Here is an 11,614-nt window from a genome sequence, read left to right on the forward strand (position 1 = left end):
GTTTATGATGTGGTGATTGAAGGTTGTGCGATTGAGGTGATTATTCCGAATGTGTTTACGCCAAATGGTGACGGGCTGAATGACGGGTTTGAGATTAAAAACCTGGATGGGCCTGATTTTCATTTGCGGATTTACAACCGCTGGGGTACGTTGGTTTTTGATAACGAGAATTTCATGAAGTCGTGGGATGGGCAAATCAATGGTTCGCCCGCTTCTGATGGAGCGTATTACTACATACTGGAAGTGGATCCTACCATTCAAACGGTGGGGAACAAGCATACTTACAAAGGGTTTTTGGAGGTGGTGAAGTAACTCTATCTCAGCACGTTCCTGCGTTCAGCATCGAGTTTAATAAGCGTAAATAGCAGAATTGTAAACGACCACAATGATGATCCACCGTAACTAAAAAACGGAAGCGGAATTCCGATCACTGGTGCCAATCCAATTGTCATCCCCACATTTATAGCAAAATGAAAGAAGAATATGCACACGACAGAGTAAGCGTAGACTCGCGCAAATGTTGACCGTTGTCTTTCAGCAATCCAAATTATGCGGATAAAAAGACCGAGGAATAGAACAATAATAATTGATGTTCCAACAAATCCCCACTCTTCACCAACGGTACAAAAAATAAAATCTGTACTCTGTTCAGGCACAAAATTGAACTTCGTTTGAGTTCCTTCGAGGTACCCTTTCCCCCAAAAACCACCTGAGCCAATCGCAATTTTCGATTGATGCTGATTGTACCCCGTACCACTAGGATCTGAAATAATTCCCAATAATTCGTAAATCCTATTTCGGTGTCGGTCTTCAAAAATCTCGTTAAAGATGTAATTCACACTGGCCACATATCCAACAGCTACAACCGCCAGCAAAACTAAAGGCCGCCAAAGTGAAGATGCATTTTTGCGAAAAAGAAGCAGAACGAGTCCTACTAAAATGAAAATAGCTCCCATCAAAATGTATTCTCCACTAATGGTCAGATCCAATGTCTCAATGTTCCACATTTCTCGCTCAACGAACAGCGTCAAAATAAACAACACAGCAGCTGCAACTCCTACAACGAGCACCTTTCCTGAAAGTCCTTCACGATAAAGGACAAAAATGAAACTCGCATAAACCAATGTAGAGCCGGCATCGGGTTGTAAGAGGATTAACGCTGCGGGAACAAGAAGAATAGCGGCACTCATAAACCTGGTTTTGAAGTGCTCCATTTTCACACTGATGGACGACAAATATTTAGCCAGCGCCAGAGCCGTACCATACTTCGCAAACTCAGCGGGCTGGATGCTAATTCCGCCAATCACAATCCACGATTGGGAACCCTTAATCTCGGTTCCGATCAATAAAACAGCGACCAGCAAAGCCACAAAAATCCCATAAAAGACATAAGCAAAAGTTTCGTAAAACCTTACATCCAGCAACATAACCACAATAGCTAAAGCCGCTGACGTCCCTATCCACATGAGCTGTTTCCCGTAGTTTTGAGAAAAATCGAAAATCGTTCCGGCTTCATCAGTGTAATTTGCAGCATAAATATTGAGCCAGCCGAGGAGAACCATCACAGCATAAATGGAGATGAGTAACCAATCAATGTTTTCGGTTATATTTTTCGTTCTTCTCCCTCTCATTCTTTGTCCTCCTTGTCGAGATGAATAAAATCAGCTTCGAGGATTCGTTGCTCTTTGCGCTTATTCGTTTTTCCTGTGAGGTATTTTTCAATCATTAAACTAGCTATTGGTGCAGCCCACGTTCCGCCAAATCCAGACTCTTCAACGTAAACAGAAACAGCAATTTGCGGATTTTCTTTAGGAGCAAAAGCGATAAACACAGAATGATCTGGGGTTTTCTTGTTTTGAACAGTTCCCGTTTTACCACAAACCGTAATACTATCAATTCTGGCTCTGCGAGCTGTACCACCCGGCTCATTCACAACTGCATCAAGCGCATCAATAACAACATCAAAATGACCGCTATCAATAAGCGTATTATTTTTCTTCCTGTACTTTTCCAGCTTAGGTGAATCGCCAATTTCCTTTACTAAATGCGGTGTGTAGTAAAACCCTTTGTTCGCTATGACAGAAGCCAGATTTGCCATTTGAAGAGGGATTACTCCCAACTCACCTTCGCCAATACTATTTGAATAAATTGTAGAAAAGGCCCAACGATATTCTCCGTACCAACTGTCGTAAAACTCCTTATCAGGGATAAAGCCTTTTTTGATTCCTTCAAGGTCTGTTTCAAGGCGAACTCCCAAACCCAGGCTCGTAACATATTTGCGCCAGTTTTCCAGTCCAATAGCACTGTCCTTGAAAATACTCTCTTCCTCACCCATCTGAATGAGTCGCTTGTAAACCTGCCAGAAATATGGATTACACGAGTGCTGAATTGCTTTTTGTAAATTGTCATAAGTATGTGAACCGTGACAATTGATAATTGATCTGTTGCAGTGGAAACGCGTTTCGGGTGTGATTACTTCATTTTCAAGCGCTACGACAGATTGCACCAGTTTAAAAATTGACCCTGGCCTGTAAACTGCTTTTATAGCCCTGTTAAACAGCGGATCCAGCGAATCATTGCGAACCAGCTCAACATAATTTTTAGTTCTATCACGACCAACGAGTAAGTTTGGATCATAAGTTGGAGCCGATATCAAAGAGAGAATCTCACCTGTTTTAGGTTCAATCGCAACAATACTCCCTTTTTTATTCTGCATCAGTTTTTCACCGTAAACCTGCAAATCACGATCGAGAGTTGTGGTCAGATCCTTACCCGGCTCAGGGAGTGAGTCGAGCTCTCCATTCATGTAGTTACCCTTTACCGAGTTATGCACATCAACCATCAAAACCTGTACACCTCGCTCTCCACGGAGCTCATTTTCATAGGTCTTTTCCAATCCACTTACTCCAATGTAGTCGCCCTTTTGGTAGTAACTATCTTCATCAATCTGGTTTTGATTAACCTCTCCAATATACCCGAGAACGTGACCGGCAACTTTTTTAGGATATCGCCTCAATGTACGTTTTTGTCCAAAAAAACCGGGAAACTGATAAAGCCGTTCAGAGATTGCCGCCCATTCATCGGCCGGAATTTGTTTTTCAAATGCTGATGAGCGATAGTATGAATACGATTTCGCTCTTTCCATTTTTTTGACAAACTCCTCTTTTGTAATATCGATCAGGTTGCAAAAAAAGGTGGTGTCCATCGTTCGATTTACCTGCCTTGGGACGACCATTAAGTCGTAAGCAGCTTCATTAAAAGCCAGCAGTTCTCCCTTACGATCATAGATGATTCCACGAGATGGATAGAGCGTAACATAGCGCAATGCCTGATTATCGGCAGATGTCTTGTAAGAATCATCTATCACCTGGATATAAAAAAGCCGCATCAAGAATATGATGCCGATCACACCCATTACAATCGCGATGATTACGCTTCTGTTTTCAACTCGTTTCAAATTTGAGACTGCTTTCTGTTAACGGTGAACATTTGAAGAATGACTACTAAAACTAACGTGACAAGCGAACTTAAGATCGCTTTGAGTCCGGTTCTGAAGAAGTTTTCAAACTCAAATGCTTCAACGAAAAAGAGAAATAAATGATGCAGGAGGATCAAAATCCCGGCATAAGTTAAATACCACAAATAACCATGATCACGAATAGATGCAGTAGTTCCGTATTCGTAACCATCACGTGGCGCCATGTACTGCAAAACAACTGGTCTCAAAAATGCGAGAAATATGGTTGCTGTCATATGCATACCCAGCGTTCTGGTGAATACGTCAATACTCAAACCTAACACCACTCCAATCAATAATGTGAGCCAGCGTGGTGTTTCAATTGGTAAACTCAGGATCACCAAAACGTAAGCATAAGGGTTTATGAGTCCGCCAAGTTGAATATTGTTCAGAACCAGAACCTGCAACAACACGAGCAATACAAATCGGATGATATTTTGAGCAACTATCCTAAACATCAGGCTCAGTTGTATTTTGTATTAAAGTATCGATCTCTTGTTTTTTACTGTTTTTGACAACATGAACATGCTGTAATCGCCTGAAATCAGTCGCCAGGTTGACTTTGATTTCATAGAAACGATTCGACTGGTTGATTTCCCACGACTCTATTGTACCAACGAGCTGGTTTTTAGGAAATATTCCGCTGGCTCCTCTTGTCAAAAGCGTGTCTCCTTCAGCAATATCAACGTGAGCAGGAATATCAACAAGTGTCGCATATTTGGGATCAGATCCGTCCCATTTTAGCAGTCCAAAAAATCCATTTTTCTCAATTACAGTACTTACCTGCGAGCGACCGTGGAGTAAGCTCATCACACTGGCGTAATTTGGCGATACATCAACGACAACACCGGCCACTCCGTTTGGTGATATCACGCCCATTTCACGTTTTACTCCGCTTGAACTACCTCTGTCAATTATGAGATAATTGTTTCGTTTGTTGACACTTCCATTGATAACCTCAGCGGGTAAATATTCAAACACCCTTACACGAGCGGTATCAAAAACAGGCTTGAAAAGTGACGAGGTGTCGAGGTATGAGGATCTGACCATTTCTCTTAAAGCAGCATTTTCCCTACTCAACTGTTCGTTTACATCTCGTAAATTGAGATAAGATGTTGCCTCGTTGACCTGGCCGTAAAATTCACCACTCACTTCATTTGTGATGCTAAATGCCCTAATGTTATGGTAATTGTTGTAGGAAATAAGCAAAAAGAAACCCAGCACTTCAAGTAGCAAAAACAAAAATGCTACGTGAAAGCGAAAAATAAAGTTCAACAGATTTCGCATGCGCGGATTTCAGTTTAAAATTTCTACTTGATGAGGAACTGGTAACGATCAGCATTTTTAAGTGCGATTCCTGTTCCTCTTGCCACAGCTCTCAATGGATCATCTGCCACGTGAACCGGCAATTTTGTTTTCATGGAAATACGTTTATCGAGCCCGCGAAGCATTGATCCACCACCGGCTAAATAAATTCCTGTTTTGTAAATATCAGCTGAGAGCTCCGGTGGAGTCATCTCGAGAGCACTCAATATCGCTTCTTCGATCTTTGAAATTGATTTATCGAGAGCATGTGCAATTTCAACGTGTGAAACGGTAATCTCTTTCGGGATTCCCGTCATCAGGTCTCTACCGTGGACAGCATATTCTTCTGGCGGATTTTCGAGTTCGATCATCGCTGCGCCAACTTCAATTTTGATGATTTCAGCTGTGCGCTCACCGATTAGGATGTTGTGCTGCCTGCGCATGTAATCTTCGATATCGCTCGTGAATTCATCACCTGCAACCCGAATCGATTTATCACAAACAATTCCACCGAGTGCTATAACGGCAATTTCACTGGTACCTCCACCAATGTCGATAATCATGTTCCCCATCGGTTCTTCAACATCAATTCCAATACCGATTGCGGCAGCCATTGGTTCGTGAATGAGGTAGACTTCTTTTGCCCCGGCATGCTCTGCAGAGTCACGTACGGCTCGCTTCTCAACTTCAGTAATACCAGATGGAATACAAATCACCATCTTGAGTGATGGCTGAAAAAGTTTATTGCTTTGGTTGATCATTTTGATCATCCCGCGAATCATGTGTTCAGCGGCATGGAAATCAGCAATAACACCATCTTTTAGGGGTCTAATTGTTTTGATATTCTCGTGGGTTTTGCCGTGCATCTTTTGTGCCTGCTTACCCACAGCTATCACTTTATTTGTTGCCCGGTCAACAGCTACAATAGACGGCTCATCAACAACAACTTTGTCGTTGTGAATGATAAGTGTATTGGCCGTTCCAAGGTCAATCGCTATTTCTTGTGTAAAAAAGTCAAAAATTCCCATTTTCGTTTCGGGTTAATTTAATGCTTAAAGTGGCGAACTCCTGTAGTTACCATCGCCATGTTGTGCTGGTTGCAGTAATCAATGCTCTCGTTGTCTCTTATTGAACCACCGGGCTGAATCACTGCTTCAATGCCTTCCCCATCAGCAATTTCAACACAATCGGGGAAAGGGAAAAAGGCATCTGATGCCATTACACCTCCCTGGAGTTCAAATTTAAATGCTTTTGCTTTAGTAATTGCATGTCTCAATGCATCAACTCTTGATGTTTGACCGGTTCCGCTTCCCAAAAGTTGCTTATTCTTTGCCAAAACGATCGTGTTAGATTTCGTGTGCTTGCAGATTTTATTGGCAAACAACAGGTCTTCAACCTCATTATCAGTTACTTTTCTGTCGGTCACATTCTCTAAATCTCCGCTCTCTTCAATCTTTGAATCTTTATCCTGAACGAGGTATCCGTTTAGTGCGGTTCTGACCAATTTATCAGTTTTCAACTGCTCCTTTTGGACTAAAATAATGCGTTTTTTCTTTTTCTTGAGAACCTCAAGCGCTTCATCAGTGTAAGATGGCGCAATGACAACTTCAAAAAAGATTTGGTCGAGTTCCTGCGCTGTTTCACCATCTAACTCGCAATTGGTGATCATGATTCCGCCAAAAGCAGAAACCGGATCTCCGGCAAGCGCATCTTTGTAGGCATCAACGAGCTTTTCTCTGCTGGCAATTCCACAAGCGTTGTTGTGCTTCAAAATGGCAAATGTTGTTTCGTTAAACTCAGCCATCAGGTTCACTGCAGCATCTACATCGAGGAGGTTGTTGTAGCTCAATTCCTTTCCGTGAAGCTGATCAAACAACTCATCGAGCGCGCCAAAGAATTCTCCTTTTTGGTGTGGGTTTTCACCGTAACGGAGTGTTTTCTTTTCAGGAATACTGATTTTCAATTCACGGTCAGATCCGGCAAAGTAATCGTAAATAGCCGTATCGTAATGCGAGCTTATCGCAAATGCTTCACCGGCAAATTTCTTTCGTTCTTCAAGTGTTGTGGCTGCTCCGTTGCTAAATATATCAACAACCTCATCGTATTGTTTGCGCGATGAAACGATCATCACATCCCTGAAATTCTTGGCTGCGGCTCTGATCAAAGAAATACCGCCAATATCAATTTTCTCGATAATATCCTGTTCGCTCGCTCCTGACGCTACTGTTTCTTCAAACGGATAGAGATCGACAATCACGAGATCAAACTCAGGGATTTCAAATTCTGACAATTGTTCTTTGTCTCCGCTCTCATGCCTGCGAGCCAGGATTCCACCAAAAACTTTTGGGTGAAGTGTTTTCACTCTTCCACCCAAAATAGATGGATAAGAAGTGAGTTCCTCAACTTTATTTACAGGTACTCCCTGATCTTCGATAAACTTTTGCGTTCCGCCTGTTGAGTAAATGTTGACGCCTTCATCGTTGAGTTTTTTCACGATGGGCTCGAGGTTGTCTTTGTGAAATACTGAAATTAATGCGTTTTTAATCTTTTTAGATTCAGCCATGAGAACAATTGTAAAATCTGCGAGTTAAAATTAATCACTTAATCCGCTCTAGCAATTTTGTGTTACAAAAAGTGCTAACAATTTGATGAGCGGTGAACTTCGTGCAAAGGTACTTTTTACCTTTGTTTCAAAAGCAACAAATTGAGGGTTTATTTACGAATACTTTTAGAGAGCTTACACTTTGCCATTCAGGCACTTGTTGTAAATAGATTGCGTACACTTTTGTCGCTTTTAGGCGTTACGATTGGCATTTTTGCTATCATCTCAGTTTTTACGCTGGTTGATACGCTGGAGCGCAACATTAGGTCTAGCATTGAGGAGCTGGGCGACAATGTGGTTTTCGTTCAAAAGTGGCCCTGGGAGTTTGGTGGTGACTACCCGTGGTGGAAATACATGAATCGCCCTCAGCCCGATTTGACCGAACTGGAAGAAATCGAAAAGCGCAGTGAGCTTGCCTCAGCTGTTTCTATTCAATACAACTTTGCAAAGACAATCGAGTTTCGCAACAATAGTATTCAGAGCCAAACGATTGAAGCTGTGAGTGATGGCTATCCCGGAGTGCGAAACATCAATTTGCAATCAGGGAGGTTCATCACGCAGTCTGAATTTGATCGCGGAGCACCTGTTTGCGTGATTGGTGATTACATCGCTTATGTCATTTTTGGAAATGTGAACCCAGTTGGCAGGGAAGTGAAAATTGGAGGCCGAAAAGTCACCGTTGCCGGGGTGTTCGAAAAAGAGGGTGAAAGTATGATCGGTATGTCGATGGACGAAAAGGTGATTATTTCTACCAATTTATCAAAGGCATTTATCAACCTCAAAAACCGAAATCTCAGTCCAACGATTTATGTGAAGGCCAAAGAGGGAATCCCAAACGCGGCACTCAAAGATGAACTTTTTGTGATTATGCGTTCTATCCGCAGATTATCTCCTACGGAAGAGGAAGATTTTGCTCTGAATGAAATCAGTATTTTATCTGAAGGATTTGATGACTTATTCGGTTTTGTCAATATCGTGGGTCTTATCATTGGCGGATTTTCCATTCTGGTTGGTGGTTTTGGAATTGCGAATATCATGTTCGTATCAGTAAAAGAGCGAACGAATATCATCGGGATAGAAAAGTCGCTTGGAGCTAAAAACAACTTCATCCTCATGCAATTTTTAGGAGAAGCTGTGATGCTTTGTGTAGTGGGTGGATCAATCGGTTTGTTGTTCATATGGTTTGGCGCACTTGCAGGTTCGGCTGCTACTGAATACGACATTGTTTTGTCGCTCAAAAATGTGATTACCGGACTCACCATTTCTATTGTGATCGGACTATTAGCCGGTATTATTCCCGCTTACTCCGCAGCCAAACTTAACCCTGTGGATGCTATTAGGGCGAAAGGATAGAGCTTCATTATTTAACAGTAATTTTGACCCGTGGAATTTTGGTTAGAATATGGTTACTGGGGGCTTTTTATTGTGTCGTTTTTGGCGGCTACGATTTTGCCATTTAGTTCAGAATCAATTCTTGTGGCCATGATCTTTGGCGATTTCGATCCTGTTTTACTGGTCGTTTATGCATCTATTGGCAACTGGCTTGGCGGACTCACAAGTTACGGCATCGGCAGGTTGGGGAAATGGGAATGGGTAGAGCGTTTCCTCAAAATCAAGCACAAAACTGTTGAAAAATGGCAGCGTAAAAGTGAAAAATACGGAGCAGTTTTCGGGTTGTTGACCTGGTTGCCGATTATTGGCGACCCCATTGCGGTAGCATTGGGTTTCGCCCGGACTCACTTTCTCATGACTTCTGTTTACATGCTCATCGGGAAAACGGCTCGCTATGCTCTTGTGAGCTACTTACTGCTCCACGGGTTCCTCCTGTAAAATGGGTCTGAGTGTGTTGAGTGCTTCCTGAATCGAAGTGATGTCTTTGAAAACGAGCGACAACTTCTCTTTTCGCTGTTTCAGCTCACAACGATGCATATTTTGTTTGACGTATTCCAATACGCGGTTGAAAGCTGGCGATTGAAAATACGGTGATTCCTGATCAGGAATGAAATAGCAAATGAGCTTGTTCGATTTGAGCACAATTTTCTCAAACCCGATCGCTTTCCCGAGCCACTTCATTTTTACTGAGTCGATAAGGCTTTCGGTTTCGTCAGGGATCGGACCAAAACGGTCGATGAGTTCCTGCCTGAAAGTGTCGAGTTGTGTTTCACTTTCCACATCACTCAGATCCTTGTACAACCTCAATCGCTCGGTGATGTTATTGACGTAAGTATCGGAGATCATGATCTCGAGATCGGTCTCAAGAACTGTATCTTCAACATAGCTCTGCTTTGAGGCTTTGAACAGATCTTTGAACTCGTTTTCCTTTAACTCGGTAATGGCTTCGTTGAGGATCTTTTGGTACATATCAAACCCGATTTCTGAAATGAAACCGCTCTGCTCCCCACCGAGAAGGTTACCGGCACCGCGAATATCGAGGTCGCGCATGGCGATGTTGATTCCGCTCCCGAGATCTGAAAATTGCGAGATCGCTGTAAGTCTTTTGCGCGCATCGCCCGGCATGGTTGACAACGGAGGCGACAAAAGGTAGCAAAAAGCTTTTCTGTTACTACGACCAACTCGACCGCGCATTTGGTGCAGATCACTCAATCCAAAGTTGTGGGCATTGTTGATGATGATCGTATTCGTATTTGGAATATCGAGTCCGCTCTCGATAATCGTTGTAGCGATGAGCACATCGTACTCACCATCGACAAACTTCATCATGCGCTCTTCGAGATCTTTTCCCTCCATTTGACCATGAGCTGTAATGACACGGGCATCCGGGACAACGCGCTGAGCCATACCGGCAACTTCCTGGATGTTTTGAACGCGATTGCTGACCACAAAAACCTGTCCGTCACGAGCGAGTTCGTAACTCACAGCATCACGAATAATTTCTTCATTGAACGTGTGGAGCTCTGTTTGAACCGGCTGGCGGTTTGGCGGAGGAGTATTGATCACAGAAAGATCTCTTGCGCCCATCAGTGAAAATTGAAGCGTTCGTGGAATTGGCGTTGCAGTTAGCGTAAGCGTATCCACATTTTCTTTGATCGTTTTGAGCTTGTCTTTCACGCCAACCCCAAATTTTTGTTCTTCATCAATGATCAGCAATCCAAGGTCATTAAACTTTACGTCTTTCCCCACAAGCCTGTGCGTACCGATGATGATATCGAGTTTTCCCTCCTCGAGATTTTTGAGTGTTTGTTTGATTTTAGATGTTTTCTTGAAACGATTCACAAAATCAACCTCAACTGGAAAGTCTTTGAGCCTTTCGCTAAACGACTTGTAGTGTTGAAGCGCCAAAATAGTGGTCGGAACCAGGACAGCTACCTGCTTACCGTCTACGGCAGCTTTAAATGCGGCTCTGATCGCGATTTCCGTTTTCCCAAAGCCTACATCACCGCAAATCAGTCTGTCCATGGGAGCTGATTGCTCCATATCTTCTTTCACTGCCTGGGTCGCTTTCTCCTGATCGGGAGTGTCTTCGTAGATAAACGAAGCTTCCAATTCATTTTGCAAATAAGAATCAGGAGTGAAAGCGTGGCCTTCAGCTTCTTTTCGCTTGGCGTAGAGATTAATGAGATCGTAGGCAATTTCCTTGATCCTGCTCTTGGTCTTTTTCTTGAGCTTTTTCCAGGTGTTCGTACCCAGCTTGTTGATCTTGGGTTCGTGACCTTCTTTCCCGCTGAATTTTGAAATACGGTGTAGCGAATGAATACTCACATAAAGCACGTCTGTTCCGCTGTAAGAGAGCTTGATCGCCTCCTGGAGCTTCCCGTTGTTTTCAATCCGAACGAGGCCCTCAAAACGTCCAACTCCGTGGTCAACGTGCACGACAAAATCTCCGCGTTGAAGCTCAGTTATCTCCTTGAGTGATAATTTTTGCTGAGCATCTTTAAAACCTTCTTTTAGTCGGAACCGGTGGAACCGCTCAAAGATTTGGTGATCGGTGTAACACGCCATGCCGACTTCAAAATCAGTGAAGCCTTCGTGAAGCGAAAAAAGTAGTGAATTGAAATGTTTTTCTTTTTCGAGGTCCTCAAAAATATTGTGGAGCCGGGTCAACTGCTTTTCAGATCCGGCAAGTATAACGTTATCAATATTGTCTTTTACATTCTGGTGAAGCTTTTTGCTCAGCAACTCAAAGTTCTTGTTGAAATTTGGCTGTGGCTGTTGTTGAAACTCCAAAACCG

The 11,614-nt window shown here is 42.9% G+C and carries 10 protein-coding genes; 3 read left to right on the forward strand and 7 right to left on the reverse strand.

The genetic code is table 11. From position 1 onward, the window contains the following. Nucleotides 1-312 (forward strand): gliding motility-associated C-terminal domain-containing protein (locus tag RI557_RS10470; RefSeq protein ID WP_310683661.1); only part of this gene is annotated, 312 nt, incomplete at its 5' end. A gap of 2 nt (nt 313-314) precedes the next feature. Here the strand turns inward: RI557_RS10470 and rodA are convergent. From rodA to purH, 6 genes are read right to left on the reverse strand one after another with little or no spacing between them, the layout of a single operon-like run. Continuing rightward, nucleotides 315-1,631 carry a rod shape-determining protein RodA gene (gene rodA / locus RI557_RS10475; protein WP_310668913.1) on the reverse strand — a complete coding sequence of 439 codons (1,317 nt, stop codon included), beginning with the start codon at nt 1,629-1,631 and terminating at the stop codon, nt 315-317. After that, nucleotides 1,628-3,457, reverse strand: coding sequence for a penicillin-binding protein 2 (gene mrdA, locus RI557_RS10480; RefSeq protein ID WP_310668912.1), 1,830 nt, complete (start codon nt 3,455-3,457; stop codon nt 1,628-1,630). The genes rodA and mrdA overlap by 4 nt, the downstream gene beginning before the upstream one ends. Next, entirely contained in the window at nt 3,454-3,975 is a 522-nt protein-coding gene (gene mreD, locus RI557_RS10485; protein ID WP_310683663.1) for a rod shape-determining protein MreD, read from the reverse strand. The genes mrdA and mreD overlap by 4 nt, the downstream gene beginning before the upstream one ends. Next, the gene (mreC, locus tag RI557_RS10490) at nt 3,968-4,804 is read right to left on the reverse strand and encodes a rod shape-determining protein MreC (RefSeq protein WP_310668910.1); all 837 of its coding nucleotides are present in this window, start codon (nt 4,802-4,804) and stop codon (nt 3,968-3,970) included. Before mreC ends, mreD begins: the two co-directional genes overlap by 8 nt. 23 nt (nt 4,805-4,827) lie before the next feature. Further along, nucleotides 4,828-5,850 (reverse strand): rod shape-determining protein, encoded by a 1,023-nt coding sequence (locus tag RI557_RS10495; protein WP_151168677.1) that lies wholly within the window; start codon nt 5,848-5,850, stop codon nt 4,828-4,830. 17 nt (nt 5,851-5,867) lie between these two features. After that, entirely contained in the window at nt 5,868-7,385 is a 1,518-nt protein-coding gene (purH, locus tag RI557_RS10500) for a bifunctional phosphoribosylaminoimidazolecarboxamide formyltransferase/IMP cyclohydrolase (RefSeq protein WP_310668909.1), read from the reverse strand. Between the two features lie 141 nt (nt 7,386-7,526). Between purH and RI557_RS10505 the strand changes: the two genes are divergently transcribed. Both RI557_RS10505 and RI557_RS10510 read left to right on the forward strand, forming a co-directional pair. Next, a complete protein-coding gene (locus tag RI557_RS10505; protein WP_310683665.1) occupies nt 7,527-8,777 on the forward strand; it encodes an ABC transporter permease in 1,251 nt (416 codons plus the stop codon). 30 nt (nt 8,778-8,807) lie between these two features. Further along, the gene (locus RI557_RS10510) at nt 8,808-9,254 is read left to right on the forward strand and encodes a YqaA family protein (protein ID WP_310683667.1); all 447 of its coding nucleotides are present in this window, start codon (nt 8,808-8,810) and stop codon (nt 9,252-9,254) included. Here the strand turns inward: RI557_RS10510 and mfd are convergent. After that, a partial coding sequence (gene mfd, locus RI557_RS10515) for a transcription-repair coupling factor (protein WP_310683669.1) occupies nt 9,228-11,614 on the reverse strand: 2,387 nt, incomplete at its 5' end. The two genes, RI557_RS10510 and mfd, sit on opposite strands and share 27 nt — an antisense overlap.

Origin of the sequence: Salibacter sp., assembly GCF_031581065.1 — a bacterium.
Taxonomy (GTDB): Bacteria; Bacteroidota; Bacteroidia; order Flavobacteriales_G; family Salibacteraceae; genus Salibacter.

What these genes read in the sequence shown, in the direction of transcription:
- mreD (WP_310683663.1), bottom strand. Translation starts at nt 3,975, where the DNA reads ATGTTTAGGATAGTTGCTCAAAATATCATCCGATTTGTATTGCTCGTG.
- mreC (WP_310668910.1), bottom strand. Translation starts at nt 4,804, where the DNA reads ATGCGAAATCTGTTGAACTTTATTTTTCGCTTTCACGTAGCATTTTTG.
- rodA (WP_310668913.1), bottom strand. Translation starts at nt 1,631, where the DNA reads ATGAGAGGGAGAAGAACGAAAAATATAACCGAAAACATTGATTGGTTA.
- purH (WP_310668909.1), bottom strand. Translation starts at nt 7,385, where the DNA reads ATGGCTGAATCTAAAAAGATTAAAAACGCATTAATTTCAGTATTTCAC.
- RI557_RS10495 (WP_151168677.1), bottom strand. Translation starts at nt 5,850, where the DNA reads ATGGGAATTTTTGACTTTTTTACACAAGAAATAGCGATTGACCTTGGA.